Source organism: Mycobacterium terramassiliense, assembly GCF_900157385.1.
Classification (GTDB): Bacteria; Actinomycetota; Actinomycetes; order Mycobacteriales; family Mycobacteriaceae; genus Mycobacterium; species Mycobacterium terramassiliense.
Genome location: NZ_LT717701.1, coordinates 2,286,662 through 2,307,424 on the forward strand (window position 1 = coordinate 2,286,662; position 20,763 = coordinate 2,307,424).

General features: G+C 68.0%; 20 protein-coding genes, 1 tRNA gene and 1 pseudogene. 16 read left to right on the forward strand and 6 right to left on the reverse strand.

Going from position 1 to position 20,763, the window contains the following annotated elements; translation table 11 throughout:
* Positions 1 to 68 precede the first annotated feature (68 nt).
* The 3 genes from MTAB308_RS25535 to MTAB308_RS25545 all read left to right on the forward strand — a co-directional run bounded on the left by MTAB308_RS25535 (position 69) and on the right by MTAB308_RS25545 (position 1,828).
* Entirely contained in the window at positions 69 to 911 is an 843-nt protein-coding gene (locus MTAB308_RS25535) for a phage major capsid protein (RefSeq protein WP_077103281.1), read from the forward strand.
* A gap of 2 nt (positions 912 to 913) precedes the next feature.
* Positions 914 to 1,240, forward strand: a complete 327-nt coding sequence (locus tag MTAB308_RS25540) for a hypothetical protein (protein WP_077103283.1) — start codon at positions 914 to 916, stop codon at positions 1,238 to 1,240.
* A gap of 285 nt (positions 1,241 to 1,525) precedes the next feature.
* Positions 1,526 to 1,828, forward strand: coding sequence for a hypothetical protein (locus MTAB308_RS25545; RefSeq protein WP_077103285.1), 303 nt, complete (start codon positions 1,526 to 1,528; stop codon positions 1,826 to 1,828).
* Here the strand turns inward: MTAB308_RS25545 and MTAB308_RS25550 are convergent.
* Positions 1,806 to 2,042: a hypothetical protein gene (locus tag MTAB308_RS25550; protein ID WP_077103287.1), complete on the reverse strand. Its 237-nt coding sequence runs from the start codon at positions 2,040 to 2,042 to the stop codon at positions 1,806 to 1,808. The genes MTAB308_RS25545 and MTAB308_RS25550 overlap by 23 nt on opposite strands.
* Positions 2,043 to 2,333: 291 nt before the next feature.
* Here MTAB308_RS25550 and istA point away from each other — a divergent pair, with 291 nt between their 5' ends.
* Together istA and MTAB308_RS25560 are read left to right on the forward strand one after the other, a co-directional pair.
* Positions 2,334 to 3,851, forward strand: coding sequence for an IS21 family transposase (istA, locus tag MTAB308_RS25555; protein WP_077097808.1), 1,518 nt, complete (start codon positions 2,334 to 2,336; stop codon positions 3,849 to 3,851).
* A 98-nt stretch (positions 3,852 to 3,949) separates the two neighbouring features.
* Complete coding sequence (locus MTAB308_RS25560) at positions 3,950 to 4,663, forward strand: ATP-binding protein (protein ID WP_083746431.1); 714 nt, start codon at positions 3,950 to 3,952, stop codon at positions 4,661 to 4,663.
* 542 nt (positions 4,664 to 5,205) lie between these two features.
* Here the strand turns inward: MTAB308_RS25560 and MTAB308_RS25565 are convergent.
* A tRNA-His gene (locus MTAB308_RS25565) sits at positions 5,206 to 5,281 on the reverse strand.
* A gap of 53 nt (positions 5,282 to 5,334) precedes the next feature.
* Positions 5,335 to 5,982 (reverse strand): oligoribonuclease, encoded by a 648-nt coding sequence (orn, locus tag MTAB308_RS25570; RefSeq protein WP_077103289.1) that lies wholly within the window; start codon positions 5,980 to 5,982, stop codon positions 5,335 to 5,337.
* A gap of 101 nt (positions 5,983 to 6,083) precedes the next feature.
* Between orn and MTAB308_RS25575 the strand changes: the two genes are divergently transcribed.
* Positions 6,084 to 7,640: a helicase HerA-like domain-containing protein gene (locus MTAB308_RS25575; RefSeq protein WP_077103291.1), complete on the forward strand. Its 1,557-nt coding sequence runs from the start codon at positions 6,084 to 6,086 to the stop codon at positions 7,638 to 7,640.
* Between the two features lie 3 nt (positions 7,641 to 7,643).
* On the opposite strand, the gene cmrA is transcribed toward MTAB308_RS25575, so the two are convergent.
* Complete coding sequence (gene cmrA, locus MTAB308_RS25580) at positions 7,644 to 8,450, reverse strand: mycolate reductase (protein ID WP_077103293.1); 807 nt, start codon at positions 8,448 to 8,450, stop codon at positions 7,644 to 7,646.
* Positions 8,451 to 8,493: 43 nt separating this feature from the next.
* Between cmrA and MTAB308_RS25585 the strand changes: the two genes are divergently transcribed.
* Entirely contained in the window at positions 8,494 to 9,810 is a 1,317-nt protein-coding gene (locus tag MTAB308_RS25585; protein ID WP_077103295.1) for an MFS transporter, read from the forward strand.
* Between the two features lie 110 nt (positions 9,811 to 9,920).
* Here MTAB308_RS25585 and MTAB308_RS25590 read toward each other — a convergent pair whose 3' ends face one another.
* Both MTAB308_RS25590 and MTAB308_RS25595 read right to left on the reverse strand, forming a co-directional pair.
* On the reverse strand, positions 9,921 to 10,718 hold the full coding sequence (locus MTAB308_RS25590; protein WP_077103297.1) for an MmpS family transport accessory protein: 798 nt from the start codon (positions 10,716 to 10,718) through the stop codon (positions 9,921 to 9,923).
* Positions 10,719 to 10,787: 69 nt separating this feature from the next.
* Entirely contained in the window at positions 10,788 to 11,429 is a 642-nt protein-coding gene (locus MTAB308_RS25595) for an SACE_7040 family transcriptional regulator (protein ID WP_077103299.1), read from the reverse strand.
* A 95-nt stretch (positions 11,430 to 11,524) separates the two neighbouring features.
* Here MTAB308_RS25595 and MTAB308_RS25600 point away from each other — a divergent pair, with 95 nt between their 5' ends.
* The 9 genes and pseudogenes from MTAB308_RS25600 (at position 11,525) to MTAB308_RS25635 (ending at position 20,760) form a co-directional block, all read left to right on the forward strand.
* The gene (locus tag MTAB308_RS25600; RefSeq protein WP_077103301.1) at positions 11,525 to 13,144 is read left to right on the forward strand and encodes an AMP-binding protein; all 1,620 of its coding nucleotides are present in this window, start codon (positions 11,525 to 11,527) and stop codon (positions 13,142 to 13,144) included.
* A 92-nt stretch (positions 13,145 to 13,236) separates the two neighbouring features.
* Complete coding sequence (locus MTAB308_RS25605) at positions 13,237 to 13,983, forward strand: CoA transferase subunit A (protein WP_077103303.1); 747 nt, start codon at positions 13,237 to 13,239, stop codon at positions 13,981 to 13,983.
* A gap of 1 nt (position 13,984) precedes the next feature.
* Positions 13,985 to 14,056 (forward strand): annotated as a pseudogene (locus MTAB308_RS30680) (16S rRNA (guanine(966)-N(2))-methyltransferase RsmD); the annotation flags it as partial.
* Positions 14,057 to 14,701, forward strand: a complete 645-nt coding sequence (locus MTAB308_RS25610) for a 3-oxoacid CoA-transferase subunit B (protein ID WP_077103305.1) — start codon at positions 14,057 to 14,059, stop codon at positions 14,699 to 14,701.
* A complete protein-coding gene (locus MTAB308_RS25615; protein WP_077103307.1) occupies positions 14,698 to 16,284 on the forward strand; it encodes a carboxyl transferase domain-containing protein in 1,587 nt (528 codons plus the stop codon). Before MTAB308_RS25610 ends, MTAB308_RS25615 begins: the two co-directional genes overlap by 4 nt.
* 6 nt (positions 16,285 to 16,290) lie before the next feature.
* Positions 16,291 to 18,273, forward strand: a complete 1,983-nt coding sequence (locus MTAB308_RS25620; protein WP_077103309.1) for an acetyl/propionyl/methylcrotonyl-CoA carboxylase subunit alpha — start codon at positions 16,291 to 16,293, stop codon at positions 18,271 to 18,273.
* Complete coding sequence (locus MTAB308_RS25625; RefSeq protein ID WP_077103311.1) at positions 18,270 to 19,436, forward strand: acyl-CoA dehydrogenase family protein; 1,167 nt, start codon at positions 18,270 to 18,272, stop codon at positions 19,434 to 19,436. The genes MTAB308_RS25620 and MTAB308_RS25625 overlap by 4 nt, the downstream gene beginning before the upstream one ends.
* Entirely contained in the window at positions 19,433 to 19,939 is a 507-nt protein-coding gene (locus tag MTAB308_RS25630; RefSeq protein ID WP_077103313.1) for a MaoC family dehydratase, read from the forward strand. The genes MTAB308_RS25625 and MTAB308_RS25630 overlap by 4 nt, the downstream gene beginning before the upstream one ends.
* Positions 19,939 to 20,760: an HpcH/HpaI aldolase/citrate lyase family protein gene (locus MTAB308_RS25635; protein ID WP_077103315.1), complete on the forward strand. Its 822-nt coding sequence runs from the start codon at positions 19,939 to 19,941 to the stop codon at positions 20,758 to 20,760. Before MTAB308_RS25630 ends, MTAB308_RS25635 begins: the two co-directional genes overlap by 1 nt.
* The last annotated feature ends 3 nt before the right edge of the window (positions 20,761 to 20,763 follow it).

A 20,763-nucleotide genomic window follows, 5' to 3' on the forward strand; every position in this document is an offset into this window, starting at 1 on the left:
TTCAACCGTCCCGGTGGCGGTCATCTGTGAACAACTTAATAAACAACTTAATTAGGTGACAACTTAATATGACTATTGCAGTACCAGCGTCGAATGCGGCGCTTATTCAGTCAGAGGTTCAGCAACTTTTGGTGCAGCCTCTACAGCAGTCGAGCACGTTCTTGGCTGCTGGCCCGGTAATCATTGATTCGACTTCGCCGGTTCGCATTCCGCGTGTCAGTTCGGTTAGCGAGCCCGGGTTTGTGGCGGCCGGTGCGCAAATTCCCGACACGGGTGTCGGATTTGACGAAATCGACGCGCTGCCGTCTAGCATGCAAGCGCTGAAGTCTTGGGTGCCGATCTCTAACGAGCTTATTCGTGGTTCGGCGGTTAACGGGCTGTCGGCCATTTTGCAGGCGCGCGTGGTGACCGACATGGCGAACAAGCTGGACGACGCACTGTATAACGGCACGGGGGCGTCTAACACTATTAAGGGCATTCTGGCCCAGACCGGCATTCAGACCGGCACTCTGGACACCGCCGACCTTAATAGCGTGCTGGACGGCCTGGGTCTGCTGTTCGCGGCGAACGCGCAGCCCAGCCGGATTTTCGCTAACCCGTCCGATTACACGGCGCTGCGGAAGATCAAGACGACCCAGGGCGAATACGTGTTGGACCCGGACGCCCACGCGGATACGCAGTACAGCCTGTTCGGCGTTCCCGTGACCCTCACGAATCGCTTGGCGGCCGGCAAGCTGCTCATCACCGACCAGCGCTATGTGGTTGTGGTTCGCGATTCTGCGCCGAGCGTGTTCGTCAGCACCGAGCGTCTGGCCGACTTCGATAGCGTTGCTATCCGAACGGTCTGCCGGTATGACCTGGCGGTTACTCAGCCTGAGGCGGTCGTGGTTCTGACCAAGGCGTCGGGCTAGTTATGGCGTTCACCGCTGCCGATGTGGCCGCGTTCCTGGGGAAACCTGGGGATGCGGCCACTGAGGCTTACGCAACGACAGCGCTAGCGGTGATTGGCTCAATGGCGCAAAGCTACACACGCGGCCAGGGCTTCACCAACGGTGCGCCGGCCGACGACATAGCCGCTGCCATCTTTACCGCGACGCTCCGCTTCATGGCCAACAAAGACCAGCTTGAAAAGAGCAAGACCAAAGGCCCGTTCTCGGTCGACATTCGCGGCAGCTTTAGCGGATGGAACCTAGCCGAGACATTCGTTTTGAATCGCTACCGCAAGATGGCGACGAGTTAGAGACCTCCGCCGGATCGCCCGGCGGATTTTGTGAAGGACTTGAAAGGGGGAGGACGCTAGATTGCCCACCCTACGGAGACGGTCACCGCAACTTCACAACAACTAGAGACCGCCCGACGACGAACCCGTGCCGTCTTTTTGAAAACGGTTTGACGGCATTTAACGGGTTAGGCGGTGGCCGCTGTGTCCAGGCCCATCCTTCCTGGCTCGCACGGCCCGAGGGCGCCGGGTTTGACTTCGCTTCGACCCGGCGCCCTGTCCGCTCTCGCTACTACACTTCACGGCATGGGCGAACTGCTCGTATGGCTCTTTGTCGCCGCATTGGTGTTCGTCATCGTGCAAGCGATATGGCTACCCGCACTCATCCTCCTATGCGCGGTGATAGCCGCCTACGTAGGACTTAAGATCATTGGTCGAGTCGCCGCTATGCGGCAGGCCGATGAGGCCCGCGTCGCCGCATTGGTTCAGCGCGCCGACCGGGAGCACGCCGCGATCATGCGCGGAGACCTCGCCGCTGGCACTTACGGTCAGTACCCGGTGCCCGATGACTGCTGCCCGTTCGGGGCTACCGCTGCTCAAGCGCGTTGACTCTGGTGATCGTTTCCATGAGGGCCAACGCCACCTTGTCAAAGAGGTCTCCAATGTGCTGTCCGGCCTGATCTTGCGTCACCCCGTTGGTGAACGCATTCAGCAGAAAGTCACGGTAGGCCACACTGCTCGTCCAACGAGCTGGAATCTGAGAGCTGCGCACTGCCTGCGCGGCCTGCGCGTTGGGGGGGACGATGTAGCTGGGTTGGGTCATTAGACCTCGCCTTTCGTTTTGGTGATCCAAACCGCCACGCTATCTCCGGCCACCGACACTACGGCGGAGCCACACGCCCACAAAAGTGGCGGCAACAGGGAACGGCCCCGCATGTCGGCGGACACGGAAAAATCCCCACTGACGGCCAGCTGATCTCCCCGCTGGCGGTCATGAATTCTCCCCACTGACGGCCACGGATTTCCCCATTGCGGTCGTGTCGCTGCCGGTTGTCGGCGGCGGTGTCGGGCTGGCTGTTCTGGACCGAATGTGTCCAGGGCGGAAGGCCAGTAAGTGAAGAGCAGTGAGGAGATCATGGAGATTTTGGAGGCGTTTGATTTGACCGGCGGATTACGAGCGGCGGCGGCGTTGGCTGGCTGTGATCACAAGACGGTGGCTCACTACGTGGCGTTGCGCGATGCCGGGCTCAGCCCGGAGGAGCGGCCGCGGCGGGCGATGGCCATTGATCCGTTCCTGGACAAGATCGAGGAGTGGGTGGACCATTCGCAGGGGTTGATCCGCGCCGACGTCGCGCACGACAAGCTGGTTGCGATGGGCTTCGGCGGCTCGGAGCGCACCACCCGGCGAGCGGTGGCGGCGGCGAAGAAGTCGTGGCGGTCGGGTCATCGCAGGGTGTTTCGGCCGTGGGTGGCTGAGCCGGGGTTATGGCTGCAGTTCGACTGGGGCCAAGGGCCCACCGTCGCCGGTCGGCCCACGTTGTTGTTCTGCGCCTGGCTGGCCTGGTCACGGTTTCGGGTGGTGCTGCCCACCTGGGATCGCACCCTGCCGACCCTGCTGGGCTGTTTGGACGCCACGCTGCGGGTGATCGGTGGGGCACCGACGTATGCGTTGACTGACAACGAGAAGACGGTCACTGTCGAACATGTTGCCCGGGTACCGATTCGGCATCCCGACGTGGTGGCCGCGGGTCGGCATTACGGGATGACGATCCGCACCTGTGTGCCGGCTGACCCTCAGTCCAAGGGCGGTGCGGAGGCCACCGTGCGCATCGCCAAAGCCGATCTGGTGCCCACCGAGGCTAATCTGCTTGATGCCTACGCCACCTTCGCTGAGCTGGCCCAGGCCTGTCGTGACTTCTGTGAGCAGGTCAATGCCCGGCCGCATCGGGTGACCGGTCAGGTCCCCGCTGAGCTGTTGGTCGAGGAACGTGCACGGCTGCATGTGCTGCCCGCCCAACCGGTGGCCATTGCGTTCGGCCTGACCCGCCGGGTGGGCTGGGACTCCACGATCAGCGTGGAGGGAGTGCGCTATTCGGTGCCGCACCACCACATCGATGAGCGGGTCTGGGTGCGCTGGTGCGGTGAGGAATTGGTAGTCACCGTCATCGATGAAGCGGGCCCGGTCGAGATCGCCCGCCACGGGCGCGGGCAACGTGGGCGACCCCAGATCCGCGACGAGCATTACCCCAGTGACCATCCCGGAGGCCGCGCGCTGCCCGGGGACCGCACCCCACGCGCGGCCAACCCGGCCGAGGCCGCGTTTCTGGCTATCGGTGACGGCGCGGCCGCGTGGCTGACCGAGGCCGCTGCGTCCGGCGCGGCTCGGGTGCGCTCGAAGATGGCCGAAGCGGTGGCGTTCGCCAAACTGCACGGCTCGGTTGCCGTCGATCAAGCGTTGGGCACCGCGGCGTTGGCCGGCCGATTCGCCGATGCGGATCTGGCCGCGATCTTGACCCACCAGCAGCACGGGCCCAACGGCCCGCCGACCCGGGCCACCGAAACCCACAGCCTGCAACCCGGCACCGCCGGCTGGTCGGGGTTCGGCGCGACCAATCCCGGCGGTGAAAAGTGACCGCAACCAAAAAACCGGCAGTGACGGTCGGATCCGGTGTCGCCGGGCCCGCCACCCAGACCCTCGAGGAGGTGATCGCGTTAACCCGCCGCCTGCGGATGCCCTACCTGCGCAAAGCCATTGCCGACGTGGTGCCCACCGCCCGAGCTCAACGCTGGGACCCCGCCGAGGTGCTGCGCGTACTGCTTTGTGAGGAGATCACCGGCCGCGACGAAGCCACCCTACGGCTGCGGCGAGCGCGGGCGAACTTCCCGGCCGGCAAGACCTTCGCCGTTTGGGATGAAACCCGCTGCTCCATCCCCGCACCCACCCAGCAAGCCCTGCGCGGCATGGAATGGGTCGACCGGCGCGAGAACCTTTGCGTCTGTGGTCCCAGCGGCACCGGCAAGAGCCACTTCTGCGAGGCCCTGGGACAGCTGGCCATCGACACCGGACGCACCGTGGCCTGGTTTTCCATCGACGACCTCGGCGCCCTGGTACGCCGTCACCGCGCCGATGACTCCATCACCAAAGCGGTCCGCCGCATCACCCGAGTCGATCTGATCATTCTTGATGACATTGGCATGCTGCCCGTCGGCGAGGACGCCGCCGAAGGGTTCTATCGGCTTGTCGACGCCTGCTACGAAACCCGTTCGCTGGCAGTGTCATCCAATCTGCACCCGGCCGGCTTCGACGAACTCATGCCCAAGACCCTGGCCACCGCCACCGTCGACCGGCTGTTACACCACGCCCACGTCTGCGTCACCGAAGGCCAATCGTTCAGGCTCGCCCAAGCCACCACCGGCAAGGGGGTGGCGCCGCTACCCAACTGATCAACCGGGGAGATCCCACGTCCGTCCGTGGGGAGTACTCGTGGCCACCAGCGAGGAGATCTCCTGACCGTCAGTGGGGAGAACTACATGACCGTTGACACCCGCAGGCGTTTAGCCACGAGGCCGTTCCGCGCCCTGTCCGGACGTTGTGTGGTGCGCAAACCCTAGTTACATAAGTAAGTACCCGACGCCGACCACTCCCTACACGTGGCGTCCATATGGCTAAGCATCGCCTTGGCGCCGGCAAGCTCGGCGCCGCACGGGCATGTCCACGCCTCCGGGCAGTGCTCAACAATCACGCCACAGATCGTTTCGACCTGATCGCCGCAGAACGGGCAGCGGGCGCAGCCGTGTTGGCTGTCAACAGTGAGTGCGGAGCCGTAGCAGCGGGATTCCATTCCTATTCTCCTATCTATTGATTGGGCGTTAGCCGCCGTCATGGGCGACATGCCGCGCGCCGAAAACCCGCGAAGGGCGCGTTAAGGGTGCAAGGGGTCCGAGGAAAGAAAAAGGCCAGAGGGCGAAAATGCCCCCTGACCTGCTGGGGTGGCTGACGGGGCTCGAACCCGCGACATCCAGGATCACAACCTGGTGCTCTACCAGCTGAACTACAGCCACCATTGCCGCGAGCCGGTATCCATCACTGGGCCAACGAGCGGCGACCACCGATACTAGCCGGTGGGTGGCTCGGTGTCCGAATCGATAGTTCCGGTTGCGTTGTGTGGGCCTTGAAGATCGGCGACCACGATCTCGATTTCGCTGGTGGACGGACCCGGCGGCGGCACGAACGCGGTCCGCCGGTAGTACTGCAGTTCGCGGATGGATTCGTGGATGTCGGCAAGCGCCCGGTGGGTGAGCCCCTTGGTGGGCTGGCCGTAGTAGATGCGGGGGTACCAGCGCCGGCAGAGTTCCTTGATCGAGCTGACGTCGATCATCCGGTAGTGCAGGTAGGAGTCCAGCTTTGGCATGTCGCGGGTGATGAAAGACCGGTCGGTGGCGATCGAGTTGCCCGCCAGCGGCGCGGTCTTGGGCTGCTTCACGTGCGTGGTGATGTAGTCCAGGACCATCGCCTCGGCGGTCGCCAGGTCGACGGTGGAGGCCTTGACCTCATCGATCAGCCCCGAGCGCGAGTGCATTTCGGTGACCACCTCGATCATCGACGACAGCGCGGCGTCGTCGGCGTGGATCACCACGTCCACCCCGTCGCCGAGCACGTTCAGCTCGGCGTCGGTGACCAGGACCGCGATCTCGATCAGCTTGTCCAAGCTCAGATCGAGCCCGGTCATCTCGCAGTCGATCCACACCAATTCGTCGCGCACAGCGCTCAGCGTATGCGGGCGTCCGGCCTGTGCGAGCCCTGCCCCCGCGTGGCCTGGGGAAGTAGTGTGAGCGTTGCGACTGGGGAAGAGGGGCGAGCGCGATGACCACCGAATCGGCGGCGACACCCGCACAGCGAATCGCGAACGGCTACGCCGTCGAAGGCCAGGCGCTGGAATTGGGCACGGTCGTCGTCGACGGCGTGGCGGACCCGAGCGCGCAGATCCGCATCCCGCTGGCGACCGTCAACCGGCACGGCCTGGTGGCCGGGGCGACCGGCACCGGCAAGACCAAGACGCTGCAGCTGATCGCCGAACAGCTCAGCGCCGCGGGCGTGGCGGTGTTGATGGCCGACGTGAAGGGCGACCTGTCCGGTCTGGCCCGTCCCGGCGAGGCCAACGACAAGACCGCCGGGCGCGCGAAGGACACCGGCGACAACTGGGAGGCGACCGGGTTTCCGGTGGAGTTCCTGTCTCTGGGCACCGGGGGAGTGGGCGTGCCGGTGCGCGCGACCGTGGCCAGCTTCGGCCCCGTCCTGTTGTCGAAGGTGTTGGGGCTCAACGCCACCCAGGAGTCGACGCTGGGGCTGATCTTCCATTGGGCCCAGCAGGCCGGGCGTCCGCTGGTCACCCTGGGCGATCTGCGCGGCGTCATCAGCCACCTGGCCGGCGACGAGGGCAAGGCCGATCTCAAAGACCTGGGCGGTGTTTCGTCGACGACGGCCGGGGTGATCTTGCGGGCGCTGGTCAACCTTGCCGGCGAAGGCGGCGACACGTTTTTCGGCGAGCCGAAGCTCGATCCCCAGGATCTGCTGCGCGTCGACGACGGGCACGGCATCATCTCGCTGCTCGAGTTCAGCGGCCAGTCGGTGCGTCCCGTCATCTTCTCGACCTTCCTGATGTGGCTGCTGGCCGACCTGTACGCCAAACTGCCCGAGGTCGGCGACGTCGACAGGCCCAAGCTGGTCTTCTTTTTCGACGAGGCGCACCTGTTGTTCGCCGACGCGTCCAAGGCCTTCCTCGAGCAGGTCGAGCAGACCGTCAAGCTGATCCGCTCCAAGGGCGTCGGGGTGTTCTTCTGCACGCAACTGCCCACGGACATCCCCAACGACGTGCTGTCCCAGCTGGGCGCGCGCATCCAGCACGCGCTGCGGGCCTTCACGCCCGACGACCAGGCCGCGCTGTCCAAGACCGTCCGCACCTACCCCAAAACCGATGTGTACGACCTGGAGTCGGCGCTGACCTCGCTGGGGATCGGTGAGGCCGTCGTCACCGTGCTGTCCGAAAAGGGCGCACCGACGCCCGTCGCGTGGACCCGCATGCGCGTGCCGCGATCGCTGATGGCCTCGATTGGCACCGACGCGATCACCGCCGCGGCCAAAGCCAGTCCGCTGCAGGCGAAGTACGGCCAAACGATCGAACAACCGGCGCAGCCCCCGGCCGCCCCGCCAGCTCCGCAGGCCCAGTCGGACTATCCGCCGGTGCCGGCGGACTCGGTGCCCCCGCCGATGCCGGCGCCGGCTGAGCCGGCCGAGCCGAAGGGGCCAAGCTTGTTAGAAAGGCTGTGGCACGATCGTGAGGTGCAAAGCGCCGTAAACATGGGGATACGCGAAATTATCAAGGCCAAGTTCGGCGGTGGCGGCCGTGGTCGCCGGAAGTAACGCCTACCCGCCGCCGAGCTTCTTGTAGAAGCTGCCCACGATTGGCGCGACGATGGCGCGCGGCGCGTACCCGCTGGCCACCGACATGGCCTTCGACGTCAGACCCGGGACGATACGCATCTTGTTGCGCTCCAACGCATCCAGCGATACGCGGGCGGTGTGCTCGGTCGAGATCCACAGGAAGTCCGGGACCAGCTTTTCGACCAGGGACCGTTCGGCGTCATCGGGCAGATCGGTGCGCACCGGGCCCGGCGCCAGCAGCGTGACGTGCACTCCCGAGCCGCGCAGCTCACCGCGCAACGACTCGCTGAAGGTGTTGGCGAACGCCTTGGTGGCCGCGTAGGTGGCGTTGTAGGGGATCGGCGAATTGCCGGCCGCCGAGCCGGAAATCAGGATGCCGCCGGCCTTCCGCTCGACCATGCCCGGCAGCACCGCCAGCGTAAGGTCGTGCACCGCAACGGCATTCAGCTGCACCTGGGCCTTTTCGCCCGCCGGGTCGAGGCCCGCGACCGGACCGAACGTCGCGGTGCCGGCGTTGGCGCACAGGATCGAGATGGGGCGGGCGGCCAATTCGTCGCAGAGTTTGGCCCGTTCGGCGGGATCGGCCAGGTCGGCCGGCCGCACGTCGACGGCCACCCCGTACTCCTCGGTCAGCCGCGCGGCCAGGTCGTTGAGCAGCTCTTCGCGCCGCGCGGTGACGATCAGGCTGTGCCCGCGCGCGGCCAGTTCGGTGGCCAGCGCCGCGCCGATGTTTTGCGAAGCCCCGGTGACGACGGCGCGCGCGTCGGGACTGGGAGCTGGTACCGGCATGCGGCCAATGGTAGACAGGCGCCGCACTTATACAGTGCGGGGCATGAGTCAGCGTCCGGCCACACTGGTGCCGTCGCAGGTGGCGGCGTGGGCGCTGTGGGACTGCGGCTCGCTTGGGATGAACGCCATCGTGGCGACGTTCGTCTTCTCCGTCTACCTGACCGGCACCGTGGGGGCGGGAATGTCCGGTGGTACGTCGCCCGCGAGTTGGCTCGGTCGCTCGCTCGCGGTCGCGGGGTTGACCATCGCGGTCTTGGCGCCGGTCGTCGGGGTGTGGGTGGAAGCCCCGCACCGCCGGCGGGTGGTGTTGACGATCCTGAGCGGTCTCGCGGTCGCGTCGACCAGCGCGATGTTCCTGATCCGCGACGATCCCAGCTATCTGTGGGCGGGCCTGGTGCTGCTGTCGGCCACGGCCGCGTGCGGCGATCTCGCCGGTGTTCCCTACAACGCCATGCTGCGTCAGGTCTCGACGCCGCAGACGGCCGGGCGCATCTCCGGCCTGGGCGCGGCCGCCGGGTTTACCGGCAGCGTGGTCCTGCTGCTCCTGGTCTATTTCGGTTTCATCTCCGGCACCGGCCCGGTGCGCGGGCTGCTGCACGTGCCCGTTCACGACGGGCTCTACGTTCGGACGGCGATGCTGCTGACCGCGGCATGGTTCGCCGTGCTGGCGCTGCCGTTGCTGTTTGTCGCGCACCGGCTGCCGGGCTCCGGCGAGACGTCGCCCCCGGTGAGCATGCTGGGCGGTTATCGCAAGCTGTGGGCTGAGGTGAGCGCGGAATGGCGCCGCAACCGCAACCTGGTCTACTTCCTGGGGGCCAGCGCGCTGTTCCGGGACGGGCTGGCCGCCATCTTCGGCTTCGGCGCCGTGCTCGGCGTCAACGTGTACGGGCTTTCCCAGGGCGATGTGGTGGTGTTCGGCGTGGCGGCGAGCGTGGTGGCCGCGCTGGGCGCCGTCATCGGCGGGTTCGTCGACCACCGGATCGGCTCCAAACCGGTCATCGTGGGGTCGCTGGTCGCGCTGGTCGCCGTGTCGGTCACGTTGATGGCGGTGTCCGGTGCGCATGCCTTCTGGGCGTGTGGGCTGCTGTTGGCGGTGTTCGTCGGCCCATCGCTCGCGTCGTCGCGCGCCCTGCTGCTGCAGTTGGCGAAGGATGGCGGGGAGGGGGTCGCGTTCGGCCTCTACACGATGACGGGTCGGGCCGTCGCGTTCGTGGCGCCATGGCTGTTCTCCGTCTTCGTCGACGCGTTCGGCACCGTGCGCGCCGGCATCGGCGGGATCTGCCTCGTGTTGATCGCCGGACTGCTGGCGATGCTGGTGGTTCGCGTGCCGGCGCGCGCCGAACAGCCCGCGCAGGCCTAGTACCGGGAGACGTCAAGTCGCCCAACGTGCTCTCACGGCGAGGTTTCGACCGGTTTTCCGCCGTACGTGCACGCTCGGCGCGGCGGGCTACTCAGCCCTCCCCGCGATCGTCACGAACCCCGCGCGTCGCAGATCGTCAGTCCGGCCCCGGACCGCTGGCTCAGCTGCACCCCGTCGACGGTCACCGAACACGTGACGTTGTGGCCGAAGTTGACGACCGTGACGTTGGCCGGGTGCAGCGCCGACTTCGACAGGCTGACCTCTTTGGTCCAGGGCAGCACGACGTTGAACTCGGTCTGCACGACGTCGCCGGTGCCGATGTAGACGACGCTGATGGCCCGGCCTTCCCCGGTGACGCTGTAGACAACGTCTTGCATCACACCCGGGCCGGTCGTCTCGGTGGGCGGGCCCGACGCGGTCGGCGGCGGCAACGGCCGGAGGGTGCGCGACGGCGGCGACGTCCGCGTCGACGGGGTCGGCGTCGGGGTCTGCTCCTCGCTCGACCCGGGCATCGCGGGCAGCGGCGGGACGGCGGTCTGGTTCTTGATCGCGTCGTTGGCCAGGATCAGTGCGATCACCAGCGCGACGACCAGAAGCACCGCGGCCCCGGCGCCCAACCACAGCCAGCGCGGTGACTTCGGGCCGCCGGGCGGCGGCGGGGTCAGGCCCTCGATCGGCGCTTCGCCCGACGGGGGCAGCTCCTGCTGCCAGTACGGCGGAAGCTGCTTGGTGTCGTTGACATTGGACGCCCACTGCGGGCTGTATCCGCCGTAGGTGGGTGCATAAGGTCCGGCCTGGTCGGCGTACGCGGGGTCGGCGGGCGGCGGATAGGGCAAACCCTGCGGCCCGCGCGGTCCCGATCCCGGTAGAGGGGGACTAAACCGCTCGGTTCGACGTGGATCGTTCATGTCCACCTCATGGGTTGCAAGGGTACCTAAACCGGGCGGCTGAGCGGGGCTCACCTGAAGGGACGCGACTCAGGGGCACTGATTGCCGGCCCGTAGCGCGGCAACCGTCATCGCCCGCATGACGGCACGTGATCGCGCCGCACCGGCGGGCTTGGCGCGCGAATCGTCGGGGGACTTCAGGCTGTGCGGCGTCGAGTTGAGCAACCCGAATATCGCGTGGGCCGTCAGCCGGGCGTCGGCTTCGGCCAGCTTGGGATTGAGCTCGCGCAGCACACCCACCCAGACCTCGACGTATTGGCGCTGCGCCTTGCGCACCTGCTTCGCGGCCGACTCGGGCAGGTGCGCCAGGTCGCGGTCCTGGATGCGGATCAGGTCGGGTTCGCCCAGCGCGAAGTCGAGGTGGAAGTCGATCAGCTCGTCCAGCGCGGCGGCCGCATCTGCGTTGCGGGCCCGCGCGTTGCGGGCGCCGGCGAGCAGCCGGGTGCTGATCCCGACGAGCAACTCGACCAGCATCGACTCCTTGTTGGGGAAGTGGCGATAGATCGCCGGACCGCTGACCCCCGCGGCGGCGCCGATGTCTTCCAGGCGCACCGCGAGGAAACCGCGCTCGGCGAACAGGCGCTCGGCGGCCGCCAGGAGTTGCAGGCGCCGGTCGGACTTCAATCGGCTGCGGCGATTTGGGGGGTCGGGCTCTGGTGCGGACGTGGTCATGACCGCCCTCCATCTCGCCCGTTCGGTTAATCGCCACTAACTTAGCACGGGGTTGTTCGTGGTCTAGGTTGTTAAGCGAACCAGCCGGAGGCGCCGTGGCAAACCTTTCGTACGAGCGGGGTCCGAGCGAGCCCCGGCTGCTCGAGACGACGATCGGGGCCAACCTGGCGGCCACGGCCGCGATGCACGCGCAGCGCGACGCCCTCGTCGACGTCGTCGCCGGGCGACGCTGGAATTACGCGGAACTGCTGGTCGCCGTGCGGCGGCTGGCGACGGGATTGGTGCGAGCCGGGATCGGGGTCGGAGACCGGGTCGGCGTCTGGGCGCCCAACCGCTGGGAGTGGGCGCTCGTCCAGTACGCGACCGCGGAGATCGGCGCCATCCTGGTGAGCCTCAACCCCGCCTACCGGGCGCGCGAATTGGAGTATGCGCTAACGCAATCCGGTGTCGCGATGGTGATCGCGGCCCGGCGGTTCAAGGACGCGGACTATGCCGCCTTGCTGGACGAGGCGGCGCCGCGCTGCCCCGAGTTGCGCGACGTGGTGCTCCTGGACGGCGACCGCTGGGAGGAGCTCGCCGGCGCCGAGGCCGACCCCGTGGCGCTGGCGCAGATCGCGGCGACGCTGGATCGGCGCGATCCGGTCAACATCCAATACACCTCGGGCACAACGGGATACCCGAAGGCGGCGACGCTGAGCCATCGCAACATCCTCAACAATGGCTACCTGGTGGGCGAGCTGCTCGAGTACACCGAGCGCGATCGGATCTGTATCCCGGTGCCCTTCTATCACTGCTTCGGCATGGTGATGGGCAACCTGGCGGCCACCAGTCACGGCGCCTGCATGGTGATCCCGGCGCCCGGCTTCGACGCCGCCGCCACCCTGCGCGCGGTGCAGGCCGAACGGTGCACCAGCCTCTACGGCGTCCCGACGATGTTCATCGCCGAGCTCGCCCTGCCCGAATTCGACGACTACGACCTGGGCAGCCTGCGCACCGGCATCATGGCCGGCTCGCCGTGCCCGGTCGAGGTGATGCGCAAGGTGATCGAGCGCATGCACATGCCGGGCGTCTCGATCTGTTACGGCATGACGGAAACCAGCCCGGTGTCCACCCAGACGCGCAGCGACGACCCGGTGGCGCGGCGCGTCGGCACCGTCGGCAGGGCGGGCCCGCATCTCGAGGTCAAGGTGGTGGACCCGGCGGGCGGGCGGACCGTGCCGCGCGGGGTGGCCGGAGAGTTCTGCACGCGGGGCTACTCGGTGATGGCCGGCTATTGGAACGACCCCGAGCGGACGGCCGAGGTCATCGACGCCGACGGCTGGATGCACACCGGCGATCTGGCCGTCATGGACGAGTGCGGCTACGTCCAGATCACCGGCCGGATCAAGGACCTGATCGTCCGCGGCGGCGAGAACATCTCCCCGCGCGAGATCGAGGAGTTCCTGCACACCCATCCCGATATCGTCGACGCCCACGTGGTCGGGGTACCCGACGCGCGCTACGGCGAGGAGGTCATGGCGGTGGTCATGCTGCGCGACGCGTCGCCGGCGCTGACCCTCGAGGACCTGCGGGAGTTCTGCGCCGGGCGGATCGCGCACTTCAAGGTTCCGCGCTACCTGCGCATCGTCGACGAATTCCCGATGACGGTCACCGGCAAGGTCCGCAAGACCGAGATGCGGGCGCAGGCGATCGAGTACCTGCGTGACCAGGACTGAGCGCCGCCGGCCGCCCTGGACTCGGTGGCGTAGCCGGTGGTATCCTCAGCCCAGTTAATGAAGATTAACTGAAATTGGAGGCTGCTGCGGCGATGGACAAGGTGGTGGCGACAGCCGCCGATGCGGTCGCCGACATAACCGACGGCTCGTCTTTGGCGGTCGGGGGATTCGGGTTTTGCGGCATCCCCGAAGCGCTGATCGCGGCGCTGGTCGACAGCGGCGTCCGCGATCTCGAGACGGTGTCCAACAACTGCGGCGGCTACGGTGTCGGGCTGGAAGCCCTGTTGCACCACAAGCGAATTCGCCGGGCCGTCGCGTCGTACGTCGGTGACAACAAGGAATTCGCCCGCCAGTTCCTCGCCGGTGAACTCGAGGTGGAGCTCACCCCGCAGGGCACGCTGGCGGAGCGGCTGCGCGCCGGGGGCGCGGGGATCCCGGCGTTCTACACGCCCGCGGGGGTCGGCACGCCGGTGGCCGACGGCGGGCTGCCGTGGCGCTACGACGCCGCCGGTGCGGTGGCGGTGATGTCGCCCCCGAAGGAGACCCGCGAGTTCGACGGCGTGACCTACGTTCTCGAGCGCGCGATCCGCACCGACTTCGCGCTGGTGCACGCCTGGAAGGGCGACCGGCACGGCAACCTCGTCTACCGGGCGGCCGCCGCCAACTTCAATCCCGACTGCGCGACGGCCGGCAGGATCACCATCGCCGAGGTCGAGCACCTCGTCGAGCCCGGCGAGATCGACCCGGCCGCGGTGCACACCCCGGGCGTGTTCGTGCACCGGGTGGTCCACGTGCCCGATCCCGCAAAGCCGATCGAGAAGGTCACGGTGCGCCCGTGAGCGCGCCGACGACGATGCAGTGGGGGTACCGCCCGCTTGCGGGGGACGGAGCGATGCTGAGGAGCGGCGCTAAATGACGTGGAGCAGGGAGGCCCTGGCCGCCCGGGTGGCCGCCGAATTCGAGGACGGCCAATACGTCAACCTCGGCATCGGCATGCCCACCCTGATCCCCAACCACATCCCCGACGGCGTCACCGTCGTCGTCCACTCGGAGAACGGGATACTCGGTGTCGGGCCATATCCGCGGGCCGAGGCCGTCGACGCGGACCTGATCAACGCGGGCAAGGAGACGGTTACGACGATGCCTGGCGCGGCGTTCTTCGGCTCCTCGGCCTCGTTCGGGATCATCCGCGGCGGGCACCTCGACGTCGCGGTGCTTGGGGCCATGCAGGTTTCGGCCACCGGCGACCTGGCCAACTGGATGATCCCGGGGAAGATGGTCAAGGGCATGGGCGGCGCGATGGACCTGGTGCACGGCGCCCGTAAGGTGATCGTGATGATGGAGCACACCGCGCGGGACGGCAGCCCGAAAGTCGTTGAGCGGTGCACCCTTCCGCTGACCGGCGTGGGCTGCGTCGACCGCATCATCACCGACCTTGCCGTCATCGACGTGTGTGACGACGGCCTGCACCTCGTCGAGACGGCCCCCGAGGTCTCCGTCGACGAGGTGCTGGCCAAAACCGAACCGCCCCTTGCGCTGACCGGGAGGCACGCATGAGCACCGCCGTGGAAACCGCGCCGTCGTTCGCCGATCAGCACCGGCGCCTCGTCGCCGAATTGAACGCGAAGCTGGCGGCCGCGGCATTGGGCGGAAACGAGCGCGCCCGGGAGCGCCACGTCAGCCGCGGCAAGCTGCTGCCCCGCGAGCGGGTGGATCGCCTGCTCGACCCGGGCAGCCCGTTTTTGGAGCTGTCCCCGCTGGCCGCCAACGGCATGTACGACGACGAGTCCCCGGGGGCCGGGATCATCACCGGAATCGGTCGCGTGTCGGGGCGCGAGTGTGTGGTCGTCGCCAACGACGCGACCGTCAAGGGCGGCACTTACTACCCGATGACGGTCAAGAAGCACCTGCGCGCGCAGGAGGTGGCGCTGCAGAATCGGCTGCCGTGCATCTACCTGGTGGACTCCGGCGGCGCCTTTTTGCCGCGCCAGGACGAGGTCTTCCCCGACCGCGAGCATTTCGGGCGGATCTTCTACAACCAGGCGACCATGAGCGCCAAGGAAATCCCGCAGGTGGCCGCCGTTCTCGGCTCGTGCACGGCCGGCGGCGCCTACGTGCCGGCGATGAGCGACGAAGCCGTGATCGTGCGCGAGCAGGGCACCATCTTCCTGGGGGGCCCGCCGCTGGTCAAAGCCGCCACCGGCGAGATCGTCTCGGCCGAGGAACTCGGCGGCGGCGACCTGCATTCGCGGGTCTCCGGCGTCACCGACCACCTCGCCGACGACGACGAGGACGCGCTGCGCATCGTCCGCTCGATCGCGGAAACCTTCGGTCCGCGTGACGCCGGCCAGTGGGAGGTGCAGCCCTCGATCGAGCCCAAGCATGCCCAGTCCGAGCTCTACGACGTCGTGCCGCCCGACCCGCGCGTCCCCTACGACGTGCACGAGGTGATCGTGCGGCTGGTCGACGGCAGCGAATTCAGCGAATTCAAGGCCAACTACGGCAAGACGCTGGTGACCGCCTTCGCGCGCATCCACGGTCATCCCATCGGCATCGTCGCCAACAACGGCGTGCTGTTCAGCGAATCCGCCTTGAAGGGCGCGCATTTCATCGAGCTGTGCGACAAGCGCAAGATCCCGCTGCTGTTTTTGCAGAACATCGCCGGGTTCATGGTCGGCCGCGACTACGAGGCCGGCGGCATCGCCAAGCACGGCGCCAAGATGGTCACGGCGGTGGCCTGCGCGCGGGTGCCCAAGCTGACCATCGTGATCGGCGGGTCCTATGGCGCCGGCAACTATTCGATGTGCGGTCGGGCGTACTCGCCGCGCTTCCTGTGGATGTGGCCCAACGCCCGCATCTCGGTGATGGGCGGCGAGCAGGCCGCGTCGGTGCTGGCGACCGTGCGCGGCGAGCAGCTGACCGCGGCGGGCACACCGTGGTCGGGCGAAGACGAAGAGGCGTTCAAGGCGCCCATCCGCCAGCAGTATGAGGACCAGGGCAACCCGTACTACTCCACGGCGCGCCTCTGGGACGACGGCATCATCGACCCGGCCGATACCAGAACGGTTCTGGGCCTGGCCCTTTCGGTGTGCGCCCACGCGCCGCTGGACCCGGTCTCCTACGGCGTATTCCGGATGTGACCTGCAATGTTTGACACCGTACTTGTGGCCAACCGCGGCGAGATCGCCGTGCGGGTGATCCGCACCCTGCGCCGCCTGGGCATCCGATCGGTCGCCGTCTACAGCGACCCCGACGCCACCGCGCGCCACGTGCTCGAGGCCGACACGGCCGTGCGACTGGGCCCCGCCGCGGCGCGCGAGAGCTACCTCGACATCGACAAGGTCATCGACGCCGCGACGCGCACCGGCGCCCAGGCGATCCACCCGGGCTACGGGTTCCTCTCGGAGAACGCACATTTCGCCGCGGCCTGCGAACGCGCCGGCGTGGTGTTCCTGGGGCCGCCGACAAGAGCGATCGAGGTGATGGGCGACAAGATCACCGCCAAGAACGCCGTCGGGGCCTTCGACGTGCCGGTGGTGCCGGGCGTGGCCAAGCCCGGGCTGACCGACGACGAACTCGTCGCGGCGGCCGACGAGGTCGGCTACCCGGTGTTGATCAAGCCGTCGGCCGGTGGCGGCGGCAAGGGCATGCGGCTGGTGGACGACCCGGCACGACTGCGCGAGGCACTCGTCAGCGCCCGACGCGAGGCCGGCTCATCATTCGGTGACGACACGCTGTTTTTGGAGCGGTTTGTCTTGCGGCCCCGGCACATCGAGGTGCAGGTGCTCGCCGACACCCACGGCAACGTCGTCCACCTGGGCGAGCGCGAGTGCAGCCTGCAGCGCCGCCACCAGAAGGTCATCGAGGAGGCGCCCTCACCGCTGCTCGACGCCGAGACGCGCGCACGGATCGGCGCCGCCGCCTGCAACACCGCCCGCAGCGTCGACTACGTCGGCGCCGGCACGGTGGAGTTCATCGTCTCCGCGGACCGACCCGACGAGTTCTTCTTCATGGAGATGAACACCCGGCTGCAGGTCGAACATCCGGTCACCGAGGCGGTCACCGGCCTGGACCTGGTCGAGTGGCAGCTGCGGGTCGCCGCCGGTGAAAAGCTCGGATTCGCCCAGGACGACGTCGAATTGCGCGGCCACGCGATCGAGGCCCGCGTCTACGCCGAAGACCCGGCACGCGGGTTCCTGCCCACCGGCGGCCGGGTGCTCCAGGTGTTCGAACCGTCGGGTGACGGCGTGCGGGTGGACTCGTCGCTGCTGCCCGGCACGATGGTCGGCAGCGACTACGACCCGATGCTGAGCAAGGTGATCGCCCACGGTGGCGATCGCGACGAGGCGCTCGCGAAACTCGATCGGGCGCTGGCGCACACGATGATCCTGGGCGTGCAAACCAATCTCGAATTCCTGCGGTTCCTGCTCGCCGACGAGCGCGTGCGCGCGGGTGACCTGGACACCGCGCTGCTGGACGAGCGGCTGGCGGACTTCGCGCCGGCCCCGGCGCCCGACGACGTGCTCGCCGCCGGCGGCCTCTACCGCCAGTGGGCTCTGGACCGCCGCGCCCGAGGCAACCTATGGGCGGCGCCGACCGGATGGCGGGTCGGCGGCGACGCCGCACCGGTGCGCACCGACATGCAGACCCCGCTGCGCAGCGAGACGGTGTCGGTGTGGGGGCCGCCCGGCGCGGCCAGGGTGCAGGTCGGCGGCGGTGAGATCCACGCCGCCAGTGCGGAACTCGACGGCGCGCGGATGAGCGTGACGCTGGACGGGCTGCGCCGCGAATACCGGTGGGCCGAGGCCGACCGGCACCTGTGGATCGCCGACGAGCGCGGGGCCTGGCACCTGCGCGAGGCCGAGGAGCACGCGATCCACCGCGCAAGCGGGACGCGCCAGGCCGAGATCGTCAGCCCGATGCCCGGCAACGTGATCGCCGTGCAGGCCGAATCCGGCGCCGAGGTCGCCGAGGGCGACGTGGTGGTGGTCGTCGAGGCGATGAAGATGGAACATTCGCTGGCCGCACCGGTTTCGGGGCGGGTGGAGGTGCTGGTCTCCGTCGGCGACCAGGTGACGGTGGACCAGGTGCTGGCCCGGCTGAGTGAAGAGAGCAAGGACGAATCATGACGACATCGATTACCGCGGGGACGCTGCCCAAGGAATACGAGGACCTTCGCGACACGGTGGCCGACTTCGCGCGCACCGTCGTCGCGCCGGTGTCGGCCAAACACGATGAGGAGCACAGCTTCCCGTACGAGGTTGTCGCCAAGATGGCCGAGATGGGCCTGTTCGGGCTGCCGTTCCCCGAGGAGTACGGCGGCATGGGCGGCGACTACTTCGCGCTGGCGCTGGCGCTCGAGGAGCTCGGCAAGGTCGACCAGTCGGTGGCGATCACGCTGGAGGCCGGCGTCGGCCTGGGCGCGATGCCGATCTACCGGTTCGGCACCGAGGAGCAGAAGCAGAAATGGCTGCCGGACCTCACCGCCGGCCGGGCCCTGGCCGGGTTCGGCCTCACCGAACCGGGCGCCGGCTCCGACGCGGGCGCCACCCGCACCACCGCCCGCCTCGACGACGGCGAATGGGTGATCAACGGCACCAAGCAATTCATCACCAACTCCGGCACCGACATCACCTCACTGGTCACCGTCACGGCGGTCACCGGAAGCCTCGCGGGTGACAAGAAGGAGATCTCGACGATCATCGTGCCCAGCGGCACACCGGGTTTCACCGTCGAACCGGTCTACAACAAGGTGGGCTGGAACGCGTCGGATACCCACCCGCTGACCTTCGCCGACGCCCGCGTCCCCGAGGAGAATCTGCTGGGCGCCCGCGGGACCGGCTACGCGAACTTCCTGTCCATCCTGGACGAGGGCCGCATCGCGATCGCCGCGCTGGCGACCGGGGTGGCGCAGGGCTGCGTCGACGAAAGCGTCAAGTACGCCAAGGAACGCCAGTCGTTCGGCCAGCCGATCGGCTCCTATCAGGCGATCAGCTTCAAGATCGCCCGGATGGAGGCCCGCGCGTATGTGGCCCGCACGGCGTACTACGAGGCCGCCGCGAAGATGTTGGCGGGCAAGCCCTTCAAGAAGGAGGCGGCGATCGCGAAGATGGTCTCTTCCGAGGCCGCGATGGACAACGCCCGCGACGCCACCCAGATCCACGGAGGCTACGGCTTCATGAACGAGTATCCGGTGGCGCGCCACTACCGCGACAGCAAGATCCTGGAGATTGGGGAAGGGACCACCGAGGTGCAACTGATGCTCATCGCGCGATCGCTGGGACTCTCATGACGGATGCCAAGTCGATTGTTCAGCGGGGCTTGTGGTTTGAGGAGTTCGAGGTCGGCACGACCTACCTGCACCGGCCCGGCCGCACCGTCACCGAGGCCGACAACGTCTTGTTCACCACGCTGACGATGAACACCCAGTCGCTGCACCTCGACGCGGCGTGGGCCGCGCAGCAGCCGGGCTTTCGGGGCGAGCGGCTGGTGAACTCGATGTTCACCCTTTCCACGCTGGTGGGATTGTCGGTGGCGCAGCTGACGCTCGGCACCATCGTCGCCAACCTCGGCTTCTCCGAGGTGTCGTTCCCCAAGCCCGTCTTCCACGGCGACACGCTGTACGCCGAGACCGTGTGCACCGACAAGCGCGAATCGAAGAGCCGGCCGGGCGAAGGCATCGTCACCCTCGAGCACACGGGCCGCAACCAGCACGGCGACGTGGTGGCGCGCGCGGTGCGGACCACGCTGGTGCAGAAGCGGCCAGACACACAAACAGGCCCAGAGGAGTCGTGATGGACCTGCGCGCCGCCGGGCCCGGCTGGCTGTTTTGCCCGGCCGACCGCCCCGAGCGTTTCGCCAAGGCCGCCGCGGCCGCCGACGTGGTGATCCTCGACCTCGAGGACGGCGTGGCCGAGGCGGACAAGCCCGCCGCCCGCAAGGCGCTGCGGGAGACCCCGCTTGACCCCGAGCGCACCGTGGTGCGGGTCAACGCGGCGGACACCGACGAGCACGCCCGCGACCTGGACGCCCTGGCCGACACCGCGTACACGACCGTGATGCTCTCCAAGACCGAATCGGCCGCGCAGGTGAGTGCGCTCGCGCCGCGCGACGTCGTCGCGCTGATCGAGACCCCGCGCGGCGCGGTGTTCGTCGCCGAGATCGCCGCGGCCGAGGGCACCGCCGCCCTGATGTGGGGCGCCGAGGACCTGGTCGCCACGCTGGGCGGCAGTTCCAGCCGCCTGGCCGACGGCTCCTACCGCGACGTCGCCCGCCACGTCCGGTCGGCGACCCTGCTCGCGGCGGCGGCGTTCGACCGCATCGCGCTCGACGCCGTGCATTTGGACATCAAGGACATCGAGGGCCTGCGCGCCGAGGCCCATGACGCCGTCGCCGTGGGGTTCGACGCGACCGTCTGCATCCATCCCAGCCAGGTCGCGGTCGTACGCGAGGCCTACCGCCCCACCGAGGAAAAGCTGGACTGGGCGCGCAGGGTGCTGGCGGCGGCACGGTCCGAGCGCGGGGTGTTCGCGTTCGAAGGACAGATGGTCGATTCGCCGGTGCTCAAGCACGCCGCGATGTTGCTGCGGCGGGCGGGGGAGCCCGCGTCCGGGTAGGGC